The 19,282-nt window shown below is 71.9% G+C and carries 19 protein-coding genes; 6 read left to right on the top strand and 13 right to left on the bottom strand.

Features of this window, described 5'->3' with window-relative positions; all coding sequences use genetic code 11:
• Positions 1-60: 60 nt before the first annotated feature.
• Both OIE53_RS25215 and OIE53_RS25210 read right to left on the bottom strand, forming a co-directional pair.
• Positions 61-2,805, bottom strand: a complete 2,745-nt coding sequence (locus tag OIE53_RS25215) for an ATP-binding protein (protein ID WP_327023955.1) — start codon at positions 2,803-2,805, stop codon at positions 61-63.
• Positions 2,806-2,954: 149 nt separating this feature from the next.
• Positions 2,955-3,170 carry an FmdB family zinc ribbon protein gene (locus OIE53_RS25210; protein ID WP_327023954.1) on the bottom strand — a complete coding sequence of 72 codons (216 nt, stop codon included), beginning with the start codon at positions 3,168-3,170 and terminating at the stop codon, positions 2,955-2,957.
• Positions 3,171-3,226: 56 nt separating this feature from the next.
• Between OIE53_RS25210 and OIE53_RS25205 the strand changes: the two genes are divergently transcribed.
• Together OIE53_RS25205 and OIE53_RS25200 are read left to right on the top strand one after the other, a co-directional pair.
• A complete protein-coding gene (locus OIE53_RS25205) occupies positions 3,227-4,618 on the top strand; it encodes a lytic transglycosylase domain-containing protein (RefSeq protein WP_393340216.1) in 1,392 nt (463 codons plus the stop codon).
• Between the two features lie 72 nt (positions 4,619-4,690).
• On the top strand, positions 4,691-5,707 hold the full coding sequence (locus tag OIE53_RS25200; protein ID WP_327027407.1) for a GNAT family N-acetyltransferase: 1,017 nt from the start codon (positions 4,691-4,693) through the stop codon (positions 5,705-5,707).
• A 9-nt stretch (positions 5,708-5,716) separates the two neighbouring features.
• Here the strand turns inward: OIE53_RS25200 and hemB are convergent, their stop codons facing one another.
• The 7 genes from hemB to OIE53_RS25165 all read right to left on the bottom strand — a co-directional run bounded on the left by hemB (position 5,717) and on the right by OIE53_RS25165 (position 12,678).
• The gene (gene hemB / locus OIE53_RS25195; RefSeq protein WP_327023952.1) at positions 5,717-6,700 is read right to left on the bottom strand and encodes a porphobilinogen synthase; all 984 of its coding nucleotides are present in this window, start codon (positions 6,698-6,700) and stop codon (positions 5,717-5,719) included.
• A gap of 18 nt (positions 6,701-6,718) precedes the next feature.
• On the bottom strand, positions 6,719-8,299 hold the full coding sequence (locus OIE53_RS25190; RefSeq protein WP_327023951.1) for a uroporphyrinogen-III synthase: 1,581 nt from the start codon (positions 8,297-8,299) through the stop codon (positions 6,719-6,721).
• On the bottom strand, positions 8,296-9,306 hold the full coding sequence (gene hemC / locus OIE53_RS25185; RefSeq protein WP_327023950.1) for a hydroxymethylbilane synthase: 1,011 nt from the start codon (positions 9,304-9,306) through the stop codon (positions 8,296-8,298). Before hemC ends, OIE53_RS25190 begins: the two co-directional genes overlap by 4 nt.
• The gene (locus OIE53_RS25180; RefSeq protein ID WP_327023949.1) at positions 9,303-10,631 is read right to left on the bottom strand and encodes a glutamyl-tRNA reductase; all 1,329 of its coding nucleotides are present in this window, start codon (positions 10,629-10,631) and stop codon (positions 9,303-9,305) included. The genes hemC and OIE53_RS25180 overlap by 4 nt, the downstream gene beginning before the upstream one ends.
• Entirely contained in the window at positions 10,628-11,398 is a 771-nt protein-coding gene (locus tag OIE53_RS25175) for a redox-sensing transcriptional repressor Rex (RefSeq protein WP_327023948.1), read from the bottom strand. Before OIE53_RS25175 ends, OIE53_RS25180 begins: the two co-directional genes overlap by 4 nt.
• Positions 11,399-11,724: 326 nt before the next feature.
• Positions 11,725-12,387 (bottom strand): HAD family hydrolase, encoded by a 663-nt coding sequence (locus tag OIE53_RS25170; protein ID WP_327023947.1) that lies wholly within the window; start codon positions 12,385-12,387, stop codon positions 11,725-11,727.
• A 39-nt stretch (positions 12,388-12,426) separates the two neighbouring features.
• On the bottom strand, positions 12,427-12,678 hold the full coding sequence (locus tag OIE53_RS25165) for a glutaredoxin family protein (RefSeq protein WP_327023946.1): 252 nt from the start codon (positions 12,676-12,678) through the stop codon (positions 12,427-12,429).
• A 480-nt stretch (positions 12,679-13,158) separates the two neighbouring features.
• On the opposite strand from OIE53_RS25165, the gene OIE53_RS25160 reads away from it, so the two are divergent.
• The 4 genes from OIE53_RS25160 to OIE53_RS25145 all read left to right on the top strand — a co-directional run bounded on the left by OIE53_RS25160 (position 13,159) and on the right by OIE53_RS25145 (position 16,371).
• On the top strand, positions 13,159-13,305 hold the full coding sequence (locus tag OIE53_RS25160) for a hypothetical protein (protein ID WP_327023945.1): 147 nt from the start codon (positions 13,159-13,161) through the stop codon (positions 13,303-13,305).
• Entirely contained in the window at positions 13,302-14,252 is a 951-nt protein-coding gene (locus OIE53_RS25155; RefSeq protein ID WP_327023944.1) for an ECF subfamily RNA polymerase sigma factor, BldN family, read from the top strand. The genes OIE53_RS25160 and OIE53_RS25155 overlap by 4 nt, the downstream gene beginning before the upstream one ends.
• 269 nt (positions 14,253-14,521) lie before the next feature.
• Positions 14,522-15,364 carry a DUF5667 domain-containing protein gene (locus tag OIE53_RS25150; protein WP_327023943.1) on the top strand — a complete coding sequence of 281 codons (843 nt, stop codon included), beginning with the start codon at positions 14,522-14,524 and terminating at the stop codon, positions 15,362-15,364.
• A gap of 107 nt (positions 15,365-15,471) precedes the next feature.
• On the top strand, positions 15,472-16,371 hold the full coding sequence (locus OIE53_RS25145) for an HAD family hydrolase (RefSeq protein ID WP_327023942.1): 900 nt from the start codon (positions 15,472-15,474) through the stop codon (positions 16,369-16,371).
• Between the two features lie 13 nt (positions 16,372-16,384).
• Here OIE53_RS25145 and OIE53_RS25140 read toward each other — a convergent pair whose 3' ends face one another.
• From OIE53_RS25140 to OIE53_RS25125, 4 genes are all read right to left on the bottom strand, one after another.
• Positions 16,385-17,353, bottom strand: coding sequence for a lysophospholipid acyltransferase family protein (locus OIE53_RS25140; RefSeq protein WP_327023941.1), 969 nt, complete (start codon positions 17,351-17,353; stop codon positions 16,385-16,387).
• Positions 17,350-18,423 carry an NAD-dependent epimerase/dehydratase family protein gene (locus OIE53_RS25135; protein ID WP_327023940.1) on the bottom strand — a complete coding sequence of 358 codons (1,074 nt, stop codon included), beginning with the start codon at positions 18,421-18,423 and terminating at the stop codon, positions 17,350-17,352. The genes OIE53_RS25140 and OIE53_RS25135 overlap by 4 nt, the downstream gene beginning before the upstream one ends.
• A gap of 116 nt (positions 18,424-18,539) precedes the next feature.
• Positions 18,540-18,641 carry a 30S ribosomal protein bS22 gene (locus tag OIE53_RS25130; RefSeq protein ID WP_007465623.1) on the bottom strand — a complete coding sequence of 34 codons (102 nt, stop codon included), beginning with the start codon at positions 18,639-18,641 and terminating at the stop codon, positions 18,540-18,542.
• Positions 18,642-18,861: 220 nt separating this feature from the next.
• The gene (locus tag OIE53_RS25125; protein ID WP_013736082.1) at positions 18,862-19,071 is read right to left on the bottom strand and encodes a helix-turn-helix domain-containing protein; all 210 of its coding nucleotides are present in this window, start codon (positions 19,069-19,071) and stop codon (positions 18,862-18,864) included.
• Positions 19,072-19,282: the final 211 nt, after the last annotated feature.

Raw genomic sequence — 19,282 nt, 5'->3', positions numbered from 1 at the left:
CCCGCAGTGGGGCGCCCGCGAACGGGTCAGTCGGCGGTGGCAGCGGACTGACAGGGCCCGCTACGACACCCCTCGGCCGGCGAACCGGTCCGAGTCGGCCGCCAGGTCGGGATGTTCGACACCGAGGGCCAGCGCCACCGCCTCGTCCAGGCCCAGCTCGGCGCCTTCGCCGTACGCCTCGTCGAAGGCGGTGTCGCCGAGGATCCGACGCAGCGCGGCCTGCTCTTGCATCCAGTAGGCGTCATAGATGCCGGGGGTGGACCGCAGGGTCGCCCGGGTCACCTGGGCCGCACCGAACAGCCGGGCCGCGGTCAGCGGCGCACCCCCGACAGCACACCGTACGGCGATGGCGTTCAGGGTGTCGCAGGCGCGGCCGTGGAAGCCGTGGTGCATCCGGGACCGCAACGCCGCCAGCAGGTGCTCGTGCGCCGCCACCAGGTCACCCCGGGCCAAGGCGACCATGCCGAGCAGCATGTCCACCGAGCGACGCCCCCGCTCGACCGGCCGGGCCGCCTCGACCGGCCGGGCCGCCCCGAGCAGTTCCGCCGCCTCGTCCAGCTCACCCCGCAGCCACAGCAACTCGGCCAGCCGGAACACCGCGAACAAGGCCTCGGAGTCCACCCCCTGGTCGTGCGCCCAGTCGATGACCTCCCGACAGATCCGCTCCGCCTCGGCGAACTGTCCCAGGTCGACCAGCGGCGCGGCCCGCCCGGCGAGCACCCGGGCCAGCAGGCCGACATCACCGGCCTGCCGGGCAGCGGCCTCCGCCCGCTGGGAGTACCGCAGTTCCTCGGCGTACTCGCCGTCGGCGCCGGCATGCAGCGAATGCAGGTGGTACGCCGCCGCCAGCTCTCCCTCCGGGACCACCTCGCCGGTCTCCGCCAGTCGGCCGTACAGGCGGAACAGCCAGAGTCGGCCCTCCCGCGCCAGCCCCCGCTCACGCCACCACTGTTCCAGGCCACCGGCCAACCGCAGCCCGATCCGGGCGCTGCCCCCGGTGGCGCACCACCGCAGGGCGGCCCGCACCTCCCCGGCCAGGGGATCCAGCGCGTACAACGACAGGGTCACCGGCTCCCCGTCCGGGCCCAGATGGGCCTGTTCGAGGGCGTGCGCGGACCACGCCACATGCCGGTTGCGGGCGTCCCGCTCCTCCCCGGCCTCGGCCAGCCGCCGGGCCGCGTACGCCCGGATCGGATCCAGCATCCGGTAGGTGTAGCCCGAGGCGTGCGGCTCGGCCAGGACCAGGGACTTGTCCACCAGGACCGAGAGGGGGTCCAGTGGATCGTCGCCGAGCAGCCACTCCACCGTCTCCAGGTCGACCGGACCGGCGAACACCGCCAACCAACGCAGCAGCCGCGCGGCCCGCGGGCCCAGGGTCCGGTACGACCAGGTGACGGTGGCCTGCATGGTCAGGTGCCGTTCGGCTGCCGTACGCACCGAAAGCTCCGGCTGCTCGTCGCCGGTCGACCCGCCCGAAGATCGCGGAGTGTCGGCGGTCGAGGGCTGGGGTGGGTCGTCCCGACCGGCGTCCAGGGTGCCGAGCACGTCGTCCAGGCGTTCGGCGAGCTGCCCTACCGAGAGCACCCGTAGCCGCGCCGCAGCCAGCTCTATGGCCAACGGCAGGCCGTCCAACCGCCGTACCACCCGACGCAGGTCGGCGGACTCGGCCGGATCGGGCTGTCGACCGCCCCGGGCCGCCGCCGTACGGTCCAGCAGCAGGGCGACCGCGTCGCTCTCGGAACCGTCCGCGGGCGGGTCGACCGACAGCGGCGGGATCCGCCACACCAGCTCGCCGGGCAGGGCCAGGGGTTCCCGGGTGGTGGCCAGCACCCGCACCCCACTGCCACCGGCCAGCAGCCGGGTGACCGCGTCCGCGCAGGCCGACGGCTGGGCGTCGCAGGTGTCCAGCACGATCAGCATCCGGCGGTTGGCCGCGTACTCCACCAGGGTGTCGATCATCGGGCGTCCGGGCTCGGGACGCAGCCCGAGCACCGCGGCGATCGCGAAGGCCACCAGCCCCGAGTCGGTGACCGAGGCGATGTCGACGAACCAGACCCCGTCCGGGTACTCATCGACCAGGTCGGTGGCGACCTCCACGGCCAGCCGGGTCTTACCGCCACCACCGGCACCCAGCACGGTGACCAGCCGATGCCGCACCACAAGCTCACGGAGGTCGGCGCGCTCAGCCTGCCGGCCGACGAAGGAGGTCACCTGGACGGGCAGGTTGTGGGCCTCGGCGTCGGCGGTACGCGGCCGGGGAAACTGCCGCTCCAGTCCGGGCGCGACGAGTTGGAAGAGGCGTTCCCGGTCGTCGAACCCCCGCAACCGGTGCAGCCCGAGGTCCAGCAGGGATGCCCCGGTCGGCAACGGGTCGGCGTGCCGGGCGGTCGCCGCCGAGCAGAGCACCTGTCCACCGTGCGCGGCGGCGGCCACCCGCGCGGCCCGATGCACCTCCGGGCTGGCGTACTCGCCGTCGCGCGGCTCGGCCCAACCGGTGTGCAGGCCCATCCGCACCCGGGGCGCCGACTCCGGGGTCGGCCACTCGTGCTCCCGAAGGGCACGTTGGGCGGTCAGGCAGGCGGTGATGGCCGCGCTGGCGTCGTCGAAGGCCAGGAAGAAGGAATCGCCCTCGGTCAGCAGCTCCGCCCCCTCGGTGGCGGCGATGGTCCGGCGCAGCAGCCGACGGTGTTCGGCGAGCACCGGCCGGTAGCCCGGGCCGAGCAGCTGCGCCAGCCGGGTGGAGCCCTCGATGTCGGTGAAGACGAAAGTCACCCAGCCGGCCGGGAGGTGGATCCTTGACGACACCCGCGCGACACCTCCCCTGGCCTCGACCCCATACTCCACGAAGCCGAATCGTCACGCATCGCGAGAACGGCCGGTCGAGGCTCCGCCCCAAGGTGCCATCAGACCCCGCATCCGGGCAAGACGGCCATCAGCCTTTCCCGCAGAACGGCCTAACAGCCGCAGCCACCGCCGCAACATCCACCCCCGGACGCCGGAGCAGCACCGGTGGCACCGGCGCCGCGGCCGGTGACCGCGACAGTGGAGAGCAGCTTGACTGTGTCGGAGTGCCCCTGGGGGCAGGACGCCGGCTCACCGGCCCGGGCCATCGGACGGTTGACCTCGAAGGTGTCGCCGCAGGCGCGGCAACGGAACTCGTACCGGGGCATGGCATCAGGGTACGACCGAACCTGGCGCCCGCGAAAACATGGGTGATACTCGACAGGTGGCAGACGGCGACCAGAACACCCCCCACCGCCCCCTACGGTCGGCCACTCCGCGTGCCGACTCCGATGTCGCGCCGGAGGGTCGGATCAGCAGGCTGCCCCGACCTCGCCGGCCCTGGCTGCGCTCCACCGAGCCGACCGGGAAGTCCCGGTCGGGCCTCAAGGGCGATCCCGCACCCGAGGCCGCCGGCGAACGCTCGCCGACCGAGCCGGCGGCCGGAACCGACAAGTCCGGAAGCGACACCCCACCGACCGGCAAGACCGACCCCGCAACCGGCACCCCAGCGACCGGCAAAGCCGAGTCCGGAGGCGATGCCCCACCGACCAGTAAGGGCGACTCCGCGAGCGACACCCCAGCGACCGGTAAGACCGAGTCCGGAAGTGACAGCCCAGCGACCGGTAAGGCCGGGGAGGCCACGGCATCGGCGTCGTCCACGCCGGACTCGGCGGCACCGGTCGCCCGACGCCGTCGGACCCGCTTCGCGCACGCCGTACGGGTGCCGGGTCCTCGGGCGGCGGCTCGGGCTACCCGGGATTGGTCGAAGCGGCCGAGTGGGCGGCTGACCCTGCCCGGGGTGTTCCTCCTGGCGCTGGTGGCCGCGACCGCCACGGCCGGCGCGATGCTGGTACCGGCGACCATCGGCGGGCCTTCGCCGGCCGCCGCCACCGACGGGCCCGGGGCGGATGGTGCACCTCCCTCGTCCGAGGTGGCGCCTCCGCCCGGTGCCCTTCCGCCCCTGGCCACCCTGCCCCCCGGCATGACCCCGCCGAACGCGCCGGGCACGGCGGCGCCGCCCGGTGCCGGGCCGGTCGGTGGGCGCCCCTCCGACGCCCTGGCCGGTTGGGCCCGGGAGGTCGGCGCCAAGGCCGGCATCGACCCGGTCGCCATGCAGGCGTACGGCTATGCCGAACTGGTCCTCGCCCAGACCAACCGCAGCTGCGGTCTGAGCTGGACGACCCTGGCCGCGATCGGCTTCGTCGAATCACGGCACGGGCAGGCCAACAACGCCCGCCTGGGGGCGGACGGTCGGGCCATCCCGGAGATCATCGGCCTGCCGTTGGACGGGCAGGGCGGCCGGATGCGGATCGCCGACACCGACCGTGGTGCACTGGACGGGGACACCACCTACGACCGGGCGATCGGGCCGATGCAGTTCATCCCGACCACCTGGCAGGAGGTGGGCGCGGATGCCGACAACGACGGCCGCAAGGACCCGCACAACATCCATGACGCCGCGCTGGCCGCCGGGGTCTACCTGTGTCGGGGCAATCGCAACCTGACGATCCCAGGGGACTGGTGGAACGCCATCCTGTCGTACAACAACGTCCGGCCATACGCGCAAGATGTCTTCAACACCGCCAACCGGTACGGACAGGCCAGCCGCACTTAAATTGATCGTTTCCACACATTGGAGAACTGGACACTTCCCCCAGGCTGCACTTGACGGCAAGCTAGACGGGTGATGGTGCGCGAGTGGGACCCCAGGAACGCGTCGTCCGCCGAGATCGCATCGCTGCTGGAGACGCTCAACGCGATCCTGGCGACCGATCTCCCGCAGGATCCGCCATGGCGTGAGACCTGTCTACGGGAGTATCTCGCCGAGGTGATGCCGGGCGAGCGGCGGATTTCCTGGGTGGCTCAGGCCGAGCCGGCCGCAGACGGCACCCCCGGGCCGATCCTGGGGCATGTGCACGTGCTGCTGCTCGGCAGCATCGGCGTACTCGAAGTGCTGGTGCATCCCTCCGTGCGGCGCCGCGGGCTCGGCCGGGACCTGGTGCTACGCGCGGCCCGTCGGGTCTACCAGGAGGGCTTCGAGTCGATCGGGGTGGAGGTCGTCGGCGGCACCCCGGCCATCGCCTTCTACGAGTCCCTGGGCTTCGCCCGGGAGTACGTCGAGACCCGCAGCGTGCTCGATCTGAACGAGGTCGACTGGGCCGAGTTGGCCCAGATGTCCACCGGCCTCGGGGCGGGCTATGACGTCCAGTTCCACCCGGGTGGTCCACCGGACGAACTGATCGAGGCGTACGCGCGGGCCAAGGCCGAGATCCGGGATGTCGAGGACGGCGAGCTGCGGCCGAGTTCGTACGACCCCCAGCGGCTACGCGACAGCCTGGACTGCCTGCACCGACGGGGCATGCAGCCGTACATCGTGCTCGCCCTGCACGAGCAGACCGGGGAGGTGGCCGGGTTGACCGAGGTGGTGGTGCCGGCCCAGCACCCCACCCGCGCCGACCAGTACGACACCATCGTGGTGCAGGATCACCGTGGCTACGGCATCGACCGGGCGATCAAGGCTCGGATGCTGCTGGAGTTGCGCTCGGCCGAGCCGCAACTGGAGGAGGTCCAGACCTGGAACGCCCAGGCCAACGAGGCGATGCTCAAGGTCAACGCCGAGCTGGGCTACCGGCCGGACCGCGAGTGGTGTGAGTACAGCGTGGACGTCGCCGAGCTGGTGCACCGCCTGGACGCCTCCCGCTGAGCCCGGGGCTCAGTAGCGCTGGCGGAGCAGTTCGGCGGCCTCGACGGCCCAGTAGGTGAGGATGATCTGGGCGCCCGCGCGCCGGATCGAGGTCAGGGTCTCCAGCATCACCTGCTCGCGGTCGATCCAGCCGTTCGCGGCGGCTGCCTCGACCATCGCGTACTCCCCGGAGACCTGGTAGGCGGCGACCGGGACCTGCACCGCGGCCCGGACCGCCGAGACCACGTCCAGGTAGGGCAGGGCCGGCTTGACCATCACCATGTCGGCGCCCTCGGCCACATCCAGCTCGACCTCACGCAGCGACTCGCGCAGGTTGGCCGGATCCTGCTGGTAGGTGCGCCGGTCCCCCTCCAGCGACGACTCGACCGCCTCCCGGAAGGGGCCGTAGAACGCGGAGGCGTACTTGACCGCGTAGGCCAGGACCGCCACGTCGGTGTACCCGGCCGCGTCCAGGGCCCGGCGTACCGCGCCGACCTGGCCGTCCATCATCCCGGAGGGCCCGACCACCGACACCCCGGCGGCGGCCTGGGCGACCGCCATCTCGGCGTACGCGGCCAGGGTGGCGTCGTTGTCCACCGAGCCGTCGGGGGCGAGCACCCCACAGTGCCCGTGCGAGGTGAACTCGTCCAGGCACAGGTCGCTCATCACCACGGTCGCGTCGCCGACCTCGGAGACCACGTCCCGGATGGCCACGTTGAGGATGCCGTTGGGGTCGATGCCGCCGGCCCCGCACTCGTCACGCGCCGCCGGCACCCCGAAGAGCATGATCCCGCCGACCCCGGCCTGGACCGCCTCCGCCGCGGCCTTGCGCAGGGAGTCCCGGGTGTGCTGGAGCACACCCGGCAGCGAGCCGATCGGGCGGGGCTCCGTCAGCCCCTCCTTGACGAACATCGGTACGACCAGTTCGGCCGGGGCGGGACGGGTCTCGGCGACCAGCCGCCGCACGGCTGCGTTGCGACGCAGCCGGCGGGGCCGGTGCTCGGGGTACGGCATGGCGGCTCTCCTAAACGGCTACCGGAACCTCAGCGCGGTCGGCCCCTGCACCTTCGAACCACGGCGCTGCTTCGCCGGCATGGCGGCGAGCTTCTCCCGCAGCTCGACGGCGTAGCCGGCGAGCGCTTCCACCAGGTCGGGCACGGAGGCGTGCGGCGGCTGGACGTCGACCCGCAGGCCGAACTCCGTGGCGGTCTCCGCGGTCTTGGGCCCGATCACTGCGACAACGGTACGCGCGTGCGGCTTGCCGGCGATACCGACGAGATTGCGCACCGTCGAGCTTGACGTGAAGAGCACGGCGTCGAATCCACCGGACTTGATGGCGTCCCGGATCTCGGCGGGCGGCGGGGCGGCCCGGACCGTACGGTAGGCGGTCACGTCGTCGACCTCCCAGCCACGCTCGGTGAGCCCGGCGGCGAGGGTCTCCGTGGCGATGTCGGCGCGGGGCAGCAGCACCCGGCCGACCGGGTCGAGCACCTCGTCGTGCGGCGAGAACTCGGCCAGCAGCCCCTCGGAGGACTGCTCCCCGGTGGGGATCAGTTCCGGCTGGATGCCGAAGGCGCGGACCGCCTCGGCGGTGGCCTCACCGATGCAGGCGATCTTCACGCCGCCGAAGTGCCGGGCGTCCAGGCCGTGCTCGGCGAACTTCTCCCAGACCGCGCGTACCGCGTTGACCGAAGTGAAGATCACCCAGGCGTACCGGCCGTCGACCAGGCCCTTGACCGCCCGCTCCATCTGAGCCGGGGTACGCGGCGGCTCCACCGCGATGGTCGGCACCTCGCACGGGATGGCGCCGTACGCCCGCAGCCGGGCACTCATCACCCCGGCCTGCTCCTTGGTCCGGGGAACCAGCACCTTCCAGCCGTACAGCGGGCGGTTCTCCCACCAGCTGAGCTTGTCCCGCTGGCTGACCCCGTCGCCCACGGTCAGCACCACCCGGCCGGTGAAGCCGAGTGCCGCCGCGACGAACGAGTCGACCGTCGAGGTGGTGGTGTACTGGGTCTCCCCGGTGCCGTCACCGGTGACTCCCACCGCGGTGGTGCCGTCCACCCCGGCGGCCAGCAGCCCGTCCCGGATCGCGGCCAGGTCACCGGCGTCCACGGCGAGCGCCAGCGAGCCGCGCTGCACCGCCGAGGCCAGCGCGTCGAAGTCCAGGGTGCTGACGTCCTCCACGTCGGCCGTGGTGCGTACGCCGGGCAGGGGCACCCCGGCGTAGGTGGACACCCCCTCGGCCTGGCTGACCCCGGGCACCACCTCGAAGTGGGCGGCGGTACGGGCGACCGCTTGCACCTCCTTGACCACGGAGTCGTGGCCGAAGGGGTCGCCGGCCACGAGGTGCACCGCGTTCTGCCCGGCGCGGGCGGCCGAGATGAGCACCTTCGCCACGTCACCCGGCACCCCTTCGGCCGGGGTGAACTCGGTCTCGGCCTTGGCCTCGGCCCGGACCACGTCGAGCAACGACTCGGGGACTCCCCGGTCGTACACCACCTGATCGGCGTCGACCAGGGCGTCGTGCGCCCGGCGGGTCAGCAGGCCCGGGTCGCCGGGTCCAGCCCCGACGAACGCGATACGGCCTACGGGCTTACGGGTGCGGGTCATTCTGTGCTCCCAAATTGCTGGGTCCCCGGGCCGTTGGGTCCTTGCGGGCCGAGGATCGAGTCGGCGCCGAGGTCGAGGAGTTCGGCGGCGAGTGCCTTACCGATCTCCGTGGCTTCGGCGAGCGTTCCGGTGCGGGACAGCCGGATGTCGCGGACGCCGTCCGGGCTGATCACCGCCCCGCGCAGGTAGATCTCCTGGACAACATCACCGTCGTCACCGGAGCCGGTGGGCTCACCTTCGGCGACGACGGCGTAGGCGGCGACCGGGGCGGAGCACCCGGCCTCCAGGGTGGCCAGCATCGCCCGCTCCGCAGTGACAGCGGCGCGTGACGGTGCGTGGTCAAGCGTACCTAGCAGTTCGAGCATCTCCGGGTCGTCGACACGGCACTCCACCGCCAGCGCACCCTGGGCGGGAGCCGGCAGCATCAACATCGGGTCGAGGGTCTCGCTGACGGCGTCGAGCCGACCGATTCGGGCCAGCCCCGCCCGAGCCAGGACGATCGCGTCCAGGTCGCTCTCCGGGTCGAGCACCCGAGCCAGCCGGCTGTCGATGTTGCCGCGGATGGGGGTGACCGACAGTTGCAGGCCCAGGGCGTGCAACTGGGCGATCCGGCGCAGCGCCCCGGTGCCGATCCGGGCACCGGGGGCGAGTTCGGCCAGCGTCTTCCCGTCGCGGGCGACGAGCGCGTCACGCGGATCCTCGCGCGGGGGCACCGCGGCGATGTGCAGCTCGGCCGGCATCGCGGTCGGCAGGTCCTTGTACGAGTGGACCGCGAAGTCGATCTCTCCGGCGACCAGGGCGTCGCGCAGCGCGGAGACGAACACCCCGACCCCGAGGCGCTGCACCGGCGCGGTGGACCGGTCACCTGCGGTGATCACCTCGACCAGCTCCACCGGGCGTCCGGTGCGGGCGGTCAGGGCCTCGGCGATGTGTCCGGACTGGGCCATCGCCAGTTTGCTGCCCCGGGTGCCGAGACGCAGCGGGTCACTGGTTTTCCGCCGGCTCATCGTTCACCTCCGTTGGTTGGGGTGATGTCGGGGACCGTGTCCACCGGGGAGGTCTGGGGTACTTCCAGGTCGAACAGTTCGCGCAGCAGGGCGGCGTACTGGTCACCGCCGGGCTCGGCGGCGAGCTGACGGACCCGTACGGTCGGCTGGTGCAGCAGCCGCTGCACCACCCGGTGCACCGTGCGGGCCACCTCGGCGCGCTGGTCGTCGGTGAGGTCGGGACGGCGCTGGGCCAGCCGGCGCAGTTCGGCGCTGACCACGTCCTCGGCCCGGCCACGCAGGGCGGCCACGGTGGGGGCCACGTCCGCGCCGCGCAGCCAGGTCAGGAAGGATTCGACCTCGGCGGCCACGATCCGTTCGACCGCGGCCGCGTCCGTGGCGGCCGGGCCGTCGGCGAGCAGCGCGCCCATCCGGTCGATGTCGATCACCTCGACGCCGGGCAGCTCGGCCACCCCGGGCCCGACGTCCCGGGGTACGGCCAGGTCCAGCAGGACCAGGGGCCCGCGTCCGGGGGCCCGACCAGCCACCGCACCGGCGACGATCTCCCGGGTGAGGACCGGCTCCGTGGCCGCGGTGGCGGCCACTACGATGTCCACTGTGGAAAGCGTGTCGGCCAGCTCGGCCATCGGTCGTGCGGTGGCGCCGTACGACTCGGCCAGCCGTACCGCCCGCTCGGCGCTGCGGTTGGTCACCGTCAACGGGCCGGCAGCGAGCCGGGACAGCGTCGCCACCCCCAGCGAGCCCATCGCCCCCGCTCCGACGATGAGCGCGGGTCGACCGGCGAGTTCGTCGCCGAGATGACCGGCGGCCAGTCCCAGGGCGGCGGTGACCACGCTCTGCCCGGCCCGGTCGATGCCGGTCTCGGAGTGGGCCCGCTTGCCCACCCGCAGGGCCTGCTGCATCAGCTCGTGCAGCAGCCGACCGGCGGTGTCCGCGTTGGTGGCACCGTGATAGGCGTCCCGGAGCTGGCCGAGGATCTGCGCCTCGCCGACCACCATCGAGTCCAGCCCGGCGGCGACCCGGAAGACGTGGTCGACCGCGGCGGAGTCGAAGTGCACGTAGAGGTTGTTGGCCAGCGCGGACGGCTGGCAGTCGGCCTGCTCGGCCAGGACGGCGCAGATGTCGCCGAGGCCACCGTGGAAACCGGAGACCGCCGCGTAGACCTCCACCCGGTTGCAGGTGGAGACCAGCACGGCCTCGCTGACGTACGGCTGGGCGACCAGGCGGCCCAGGATGCGGGTGAGGTCCTCCGGGGCGACCGCCAGCCGCTCCAGGGTGGCGACCGGCGCGGTGCGGTAGGAGGCACCCACGACGAGAAGCTTCACGTTCCGATCGCCTCCTGGCCCTCGGTGACCGCGAGACCACCGGGCAGGGCGGTCAGGGCGGATCCCCCCGTGCGGGGCAGACCGGTCAAGGACGCCTTGCGGTGCTCGTGGAACGACAGAATCTGCAGCTCGATGGCGAGGTCGACCTTGCGCACGTCGACCCCGTCCGGCACCGAGAGTACGCAGGGTGCGAAGTTCAGGATGCCGGTCACGCCGACGGCGACGAGTTGGTCGGCGACCCGCTGGGCGGCCGACGCGGGGGTGGCGATGACCCCGATCGCGATCGACTCCTCGGCCGCCACCCGGGGCAGTTCCTCGATGTGCCGGACGACCATCCCGTGGATCTCCTCGCCGACCCGACCCGGATCGGCGTCGAACAGGGCGGCGATCCGGAAGCCACGGCTGGCGAAGCCGTCGTAGCCGGCCAGGGCGTGACCGAGATTACCCACCCCGACCAGGGCGACCGCCCGACGTTGGGTGAGCCCGAGCACGTACTCGATCTGCTCGATCAGCAGGGCCACGTCGTAGCCGACCCCACGGGTGCCGTACGAGCCCAGGTGGGACAGGTCCTTGCGGAGCTTGGCGGAGTTGACCCCGGCGGCGTTGGCGAGCCCCTCACTGGAGACGGTCTCGTTACCGGTTTCAGCCAGGTTGTGCAGGGCACGAAGGTACTCGGGGAGCCGTGCGACCGTCGCCTCGGGAAGATCCGGAAGCGCCGGTACGGCACCGGCGCGGCCGGGCGCGCCAGGGTGACGGTGCTGACTCATGAGACTCCGTGCGGTGCGATCCTTGACCAACTCCACGGGCCGGCCGTTTGGGACTCCCGCTGGCGACCGGAGTTGCCGGCTGTGCTAGCAGGGCGCGTCGGAATTACAGAGTAGGCGCTTGTGAAGACGTGCACAAATCGCGATCTTGCTGCTCCGCCCCCCGTCCCCACCAGCCCCTCCGCCCAACAAGATCGACGCTCGCTCCCGCTTCCCGGGAACACCTGCGCGATTATCCCTCAATCCCGACTTCTCTGACCAATTACACGCGCCCCATCGGCCCAACCCAATTTGTTGATCATGTAGTTGTCGCCGTACGGAATTCATGATCAGCTCGCCGGGGCGGCCAGGGTGGTGGCGAGGGTCACCGCCTCGGTCAGGGTCTCGGCCACCGGATGACCGGAAGCGATCAGGCGGGAGCGGTCCGTGAAGCCGCCGGAATAGAGCACCGCACGGCCCCCGACGGCGAGAGCCGCGTCGGCGTCGTCGAGCGAGTCGCCGATCAGCACCACCGAGCGGCCGTCGACGCCGAGTTCGGCCAGGTGCCGCACCAGGGACTCGGCCTTACGGTCGCCGCCGACCGTGGCCCGCAGGCCGTCCACCCGGGCGAACCGGCCGGTCAGGCCGTAGGTCTGCACCGTCGGCACCAGCTCGTCGTGAAACCACATGGACAGCAGGGACTGACTGCCCGGCCAGGCCGCCATCGCGTCCACCGCGTCGTGGGCGAGGGCACAGCTGGTCAGACCCCGCCGGTACGCCTCATGGAAGATCCGGTCCAGTCGGCCGAAGGCCTCGTCGTCCACCGCCCTACCGAGCACCTCGGCGTAGTAGTCGGCGATCGGTCGACGAAACCGGACCCGGTGCTCCTCCGCGGTCACCGTCGGCCCGCCCTCGCGGGTGAAGACGGTATTGGTGCAGGCCACCACGAGACTCAGATCGTCCAGCAGGGTCCCGTTCCAGTCCCAGACCAGGTGGGGGTGCGAAGGGGTCATCGCCGCACTCTATCGGCGCTCCCCCTCGTCGGGCCCCCGTCAGAGCTGCGGCGTGGTCAGGTCACGCAGCAACCGTTCCTCCTCGACCCGCCAGTAACCGTGCTCCTTGCCGTCGAGCAGCACCACCGGCAGCCGGTCGCCGTACTCGCGCTCCAGCTCGATGTCACCGCTGACGTCCCGCTCGGTCCACTGGTCGCCGGTGACCGCGACCACCCGGTCCAGCGCTGCTTTGGCGTCCTCGCACAGGTGACAGCCGGGGCGGGTGATCAGCATCAGGCGGGGCTCAGGCATCGGTCTCCTCCGTCGTGCCGGGGTGATGTCGGCTGCTCGGTCCGACCTCGGTCGGGCACGCCAACCTCGCCAGGTTACGCGCGCGGCCGGCGATCGGTCCCCGGGTGCACTCATCGACCCGGTTGCCGCAAGCGCGACAGTCCCGTTGACGGAACCTGTGAACGTCACCGAGGGTACGCGCAGCGGCGTCGAGCTCACCCGGACTAGGAAGGCCGACCGGCCCTACCCAACCCCCGCGGTAACGCCTGGCGGCACCCTCCATCATCGACCTGACCTGCACAACTGCTTCAGATCAGGTGGACCGGCGATTGTCAACCACACTCGACGGACAACCGGTCCGGCAGGGGTGCGACACGTCGGGAAATACTTTGGCCCTGTGTAACGGACTTGCCACGCGCGGGTGACGTTGGCCCTATCATCACTCGGGTCGGCTCACCCCATTTGCCGTGAGTCGACACCCCTCAGCCCGAGGAGGCCCCCGTGCCCGTCAGCGCATTGGACCAGCACCTCAAGGGGTACTGCCGCAAGTCGGCACGCCCCGGAGTCGACCTGTCCGGCGGTGATCCGGCCGGTCAACCGGCCACCGCCGACGTCCTCGTCTGCGATGGAATGGAGGTGGGCCGATGACCACCTTCGGTTTCGCGCACCGTCCGACGGGCCTCACCGGTCCGGCGGCGCGGGTCCCGGTGAACGAGCGCGGGGCCGCCCACGCTCCGCAGAGCACGACGGGCAACCTGGCCAGCCGAGGTGAGAGCACCACGCGCCGGTACGGCAACCGACCACACCCGAACGAACCACCACACCGACCAGCGGCGCCCGGGGCCAACGCGATGCCGGCCGGCGGCGGGGTGGCCACCCCGAGCCGACCGACCATGCCGGCCCAGGCCCGGCGCAGCGGCGGTGACACCCCGGTGGCCGACCTGCCGACGGCCGAGACGGCGGTGATCCCCGCGGTGACCGCCCCGGTGGACACCTCCACCGGGTACCCGAGTCGCCCGGATCCCTCCGATCCGGCCACGGAGGTGTGGGCCCTGGTGGAACGGGCCCAGGCCGGGGAGGCCGAGGCCTTCGGGTTGATCTACGACCGCTATGTCGACACCGTCTTCCGCTTCGTCTACTTCCGGGTCGGCAACCGGCAACTCGCCGAGGACCTCACCTCGGACACCTTCCTGCGGGCCCTCAAGCGCATCGGCAGCTTCACCTGGCAGGGCCGTGACCTGGGAGCCTGGCTGGTCACCATCGCCCGCAACCTGGTCGCCGACCACTTCAAGTCGGGTCGGTACCGGTTGGAGGTGACCACCGGTGACGTGCTCGACGCCGACCGGGAGGATCGTGGCCCGGAGGGCAGCCCGGAGGCGGCCGTGGTGGAACACATCACCAATGTCGCCCTGCTGACCGCCGTCAAACGGCTCAACCCCGAGCAGCAGGAGTGCATAGTGCTGCGCTTCCTCCAGGGGTTCTCGGTGGCCGAGACGGCTCGGGCGATGGGCAAGAACGAGGGGGCGATCAAGGCCCTCCAGTACCGTGCGGTCCGCGCGCTGGCCCGGCTGCTGCCGGACGGTTTCCAGGCGTGACCGGCCCGGCGCAGACCGGCCGGCCACCCGGCCGACGCCGGTCCCGACCCGGGACTCACCGCCATCACTTTGGGTGATTTCCGACTCCGGCCGGCCCGTAACCCCACCCCGGCACGGCGCGTTTCTCCGGGTGCGACCGGTGACAGCCTGGCCTCGGGCTACGGACGACGGGCAACGACGCCGGCGAGTTCGCCGTGATGTCACGCGCTCATCGGTCGCTGGTGGCGATCGCGGCCGACCGGCCGCGCCCAGCGAGAGGAGGTGCCGCGGTGGACGACACCCTCTTCTCCCGACGGCGCGCCGAGCGCTTCGCGCAGCTACTCGACGAAGCGAACGGTGGCCGACGCCATCACGTCCGCTCCCGACTCGACGACCAGCTGACGCCCCTGGTGGGGCTGGGTCGGCAGTTGAGCGCCGACCCGCCGACGCCCGAGGTGGATCCGGATTTCCGGACCGGCCTGCGGGCCATGTTGGTGGCCACCGCCGAGCGCGAGGGCATCACCGCCCCGGCCGAGAAGGTCAGCACCAACCGGGCCCTGCTACCGGCCGTCACCGCACGTCGGGCTCGCGCCCGGGGTGCCATCCTGGTCGGCATCGCGGCCGGTGCCATCGCGGTCTCCGGCATCTCCGCCGCCAGCGAGAACGCCGTGCCCGGCGACGCACTGTACGGCATGAAGCGCAGCACCGAGCGGGCCCAGCTCGCGCTGGCCAGCTCCGAGATCAGCCGGGGGCAGCTCTTCCTGGACTTCGCCCGTACCCGGCTGGCCGAAGCCTCCGCCCTGGAGGGCAGCCGGTCCGGTTACCGCGCGGTGCTGGATGACATGGACGCCGACACCCGGCAGGGCGTACGCCTGCTGACCGAGGCCGCGGCGCAGCGCTCCGATCCGGCGGCGCTGGACGCGGTGGACGCCTTCCTGGTCCGGCAGCGACGGGCCCTCAACGCCCTGCTGGACAACGGGTCCCGTGCCGACCGGGAGCGGACCGCCCGGTCCCTGCTGCTGTTGGCTTCGGTGACCGAACGCGCCGAGGCCCTGCGTACCACGATCGCCTGCGGCCAGCCGGTCGGCACCGGCAGCGACAGCCTGGGCCCCCTGCCCGGCACCTGCGCCTGAACAGTGTGTGACACCTCCCGGCCGGGCGACTCCCCCGGTCGGCACCGCGACCGGCGGTTACCCTCGCGGAAGGGCAGCAGAGATCCGGACGAGGTGAGGGGGCGTCGGTGGCGCGCAACCGGAAGGTGACCGTCAGCACGGATGTGCACGGGCACACCACAGGTTGGGCCGAGACCGAGCCGGCTCCCCCGGTAGCGCCGGACCCACGGGCCGCAGCCTTCTTCGACGTGGACAACACGATGATGCAGGGCGCCTCGATCTACTGGTTCGCCCGCGGTCTGGCCGCCCGCAACTACTTCACCACGGCGGATCTGGCCCGGTTCGCCTGGCAACAGCTCCGCTTCCGGCTGCTGGCCCGCGAGCACGCCGGGGACATGTCACAGGCCAAGGAGGCCGCCCTGGCCTTCATCGAGGGCTGGCGGGTCGAGGAGATCGAACGCCTGGCGGAGGAGATCTTCGACGAGCTGATGGCCCCCCGGATCTGGGCGGGGACCCGGCGGCTGGCGCAGGGCCACCTGGACGCCGGTGAACGGGTCTGGCTGGTCAGCGCCGCCCCGGTGGAGATCGGCCGGGTGATCGCCACCCGACTGAACCTGACCGGGGCGATCGGGACGGTCGCCGAGGTGGTCGACGGGGCGTACACCGGCAGGTTGGTCGGTGACCTGATGCACGGGCCGGTCAAGGCCGAGGCGGTCACCGCCCTGGCGGCCGTGGAAGGGCTGGACCTCAGCCTCTGCAGCGCCTACAGCGACTCGGCCAACGATCTGCCGATGCTGTCGGCGGTGGGCCGGGCGGTAGCGGTCAATCCGGATACCGCCCTGCTGCGTCAGGCACGCCAGCGCGGTTGGGAGGTACGCGACTTCCGCACCGGCCGCCGGGCCGTCAAGATCGCTGTGCCCTCCACGGCCGCTGCCGGGCTGGTGGCCGGAGCGGTCACGGCCGGCATGGCGTTGCAGCGCCGTCGCCGTGGCGAGCGCAGCCCCGGGGAACGGCGCCCCGTCCGCTGACCCTGGCCGACGGCTAGGGGCCGAAGGGGTCCGGGCGGCGTTCGAGGAGTTCGTGCAGGGTCTGCTGGATGGTCTCGCGTACCTGGTCGGCGAGGTTGAACACGACCAGGGGGTCGTCCGCGGAGTCGACCAGGTGTGCGGTGGGGATCGGCGGGCAGAACTCGATCAGCCACTTGCTCGGCAGCGGCACCATGCCCAGCGGTCCCAGCCAGGGGAAGGTCGGGGTCACCGGGAAGTAGGGCAGCTTCAGCAGCCGGGCCAAAGGCTTCAGGTCGGCGAGCATCGGGTAGATCTCCTCGCCACCGACGATCGCCACCGGGATGATCGGGGTGCCGGTACGCAGGGCCGCCGAGACGAAACCCCCTCGGCCGAAGCGTTGCAGCTTGTAACGCTCCGCGTACAGCTTGCCGATGCCCTTGAAGCCCTCCGGGAAGACCCCGACCAGTTCACCGCCGCGCAGCAGCCGTTCGGCGTCCGGGTTGCAGGCCATGGTGCCCCCGGTCTTGCGGGCGATCTCGGAGACCACCGGCATCCGGAAGACCAGGTCGGCACCGAGCAGCCGCAGGTAGCGGTGGGCGGGGTGCTCGTGGTGCAGGGCGGTGGAGAGGATCAGGGCGTCCAACGCCACCGTGCCGGAGTGGTTGCCGACCACCAGGCCCGCCCCCTCGGCGGGGATGTGCTCCAGGCCGGTGACCTCGGTACGGAACCAGTCCCGGTAGAGCCGACGCAGCAGCGGATGGAAGACCGCCTCGGTCAACTCCGGATCGAAGCCGAACTCGTCCACCTCGTAGTCGCCGGCCAGCCGCCGACGCAGGAAGGCCAGTCCGCCCGCGATCCGCCGGTCCCAGAGGTCCCCGGGGCTCTCCGGCACCGCCGGCTGCCGGGGCGCCGGGTGGTGCCCGTTGTGCCGGGCAGGGTCGACCGCCGGGGAGGGGTTGTCCGGGCGCGTTTCGTCGTCGCTGCGCATCTCCAACTCGCTCACTGCTGCTCCCGCACGGCCGCACGCACCCGCCGGATCTGTTCCAGCACGAGTTGCTCGGCGGCGGCCAGTTGCTCGCGCGTCACCACGGACCGCCCGTGGTGGGCCCGGATGAAGTCGTCGAAGGCGGCCGCGGTGGATCGGGGGGTGAAGCCGTACTCCCGCTCCAGGCGGGCGGTGTCCACCACTCGGCCGTGCACGAGCAGGTCCACCTGGTCCAGGCCGTAGCGACCCAGCCCCATGGTCCGGGCCAGGGCCGCGGCCCCGGACAGGCCCGGTTCCAGGATCGGCACGGCCAGCCGGCCGGCCCGGCGGATCGCCTGGGACATCGCGAGCACCCCCGGACCGGCGACGTTGTACGTGCCCGGATGCTCCTCGGTCACCGAGCGGTGAATCACCTCAAGGGCGTCGTCGAAGTGCAGGAACTGCAACCGGGCGTCCCGGCCGAGGATGGTGGGCACCACCGGCAGCGAGAAGTAGCGGGTCAGGGTGGTGTCGGCCGTCGACCCGATGAACGGGGCGAACCGCAGCACCGTGGCGGTGACATCGGGCCGCCGTCGCCGGAAGCCACGCACGTAGCCCTCGATGTCGAGGATGTCCCGGCCGAAGCCGCCGCGCGGCACCTCACGGGGCTCGGTCTCCTCGGTGAAGACCGCCGGGTCCCGGAAGGAGGCCCCGTACGCCGCGGTCGAGGACCGGACCACGAGCTTGCGTAGCCGGGGTGCCCGCTGGCAGGCGGCGAGCAGCTGCATGGTGCCGATGACGTTCTGTTCCTTCATCGCCGACCGGCCGCCCTGCTGGTGATCCGGGGCGCTGACCAGGGCCAGATGCACCACCGTGTCGACATCCAGGTCGGCGAGGAGTCCACCCACCGAACCCGCGTCCACCCGGATCCGCTCCACCTGCTCCAGCAGGCCGGCGACCTCCGGACTCGGGTCGGGCAGGTCGATGCCGATGACCCGCTCGATGCGGGGGTCGGCAGCCAGCCGGGCGGCGACATGGGCACCGAGGTATCGGCTGACCCCGGTCACGACGACGACCCCCGGGAGGCTCGATGAGCCACCGGGGGTCATGTCTCGCACCTACCCCGGCGGCTGGGACCGAGCCGGGACAGCCACGGCCTGATCACCTGGGCCTCCGAGGGTCGACAGTTGGCAAGCGGCGAAGGCCGGGCAGCGCCCGGCATCCGTCACTTGCCGAGACGGCGACGCTGGACGCGGGTCTTGCGCAGCAGCTTGCGGTGCTTCTTCTTAGCCATGCGCTTGCGGCGCTTCTTGACCACCGAGCCCATACGAAAGCCTTTCGATGCAACATGCGGCGCGACCGGAAGACGCCACGAACCGGTGACGTCGGCGACCGCTTACGGACAACGGACCGGACCGGCGGGGTGGGCGGCGGGCGCACCAACGGTCACGATCGCTGTCCAGCGTAGCGGGACCACGTCATCCGGACCAACGCGCCCCCGGTCGATGCCGGTTACCGGGCCCTGTCCGGACGGTCTGACACCCGGATCAGGCGGTCTCCTGGAAGGCGCCACGGAGGTACTCGTGCACGGCGTGCTCCGGCACCCGGAACGACCTGCCGACCCGCACAGCGGCCAACTCACCGCTGTGCACGAGACGGTAGACCGTCATCTTCGACACTCGCATGACGGTCGCCACCTCGGCGACGGTCAGGAACTTGACATCCGACAGCCGACCGTCGGACGGTGACCCGGCCATGGCTCACCCGACCCATCCCATGCCCTGCGCGTGCCGCCCCACGGGTCCTCCCGCGCGGCCGGCGACGCGCGTGTTACCAGTACGGTAGCGGGACGGCTGTGACCGGCGCGATCCCTTCCTGCAACTGATCACGATCCGGAACCGGATGGTCGGTGGAAAACCCCTGGTCGGGTGGCGTGTGCCCGAATTGCCGACGGTGATCATCTTCGGC

The sequence above is a fragment of the Micromonospora sp. NBC_01739 genome, assembly GCF_035920385.1.
GTDB lineage: Bacteria > Actinomycetota > Actinomycetes > Mycobacteriales > Micromonosporaceae > Micromonospora.
Note: the sequence above shows the minus strand (reverse complement) of the source record. Positions and strands in the feature narration are given on the sequence as shown.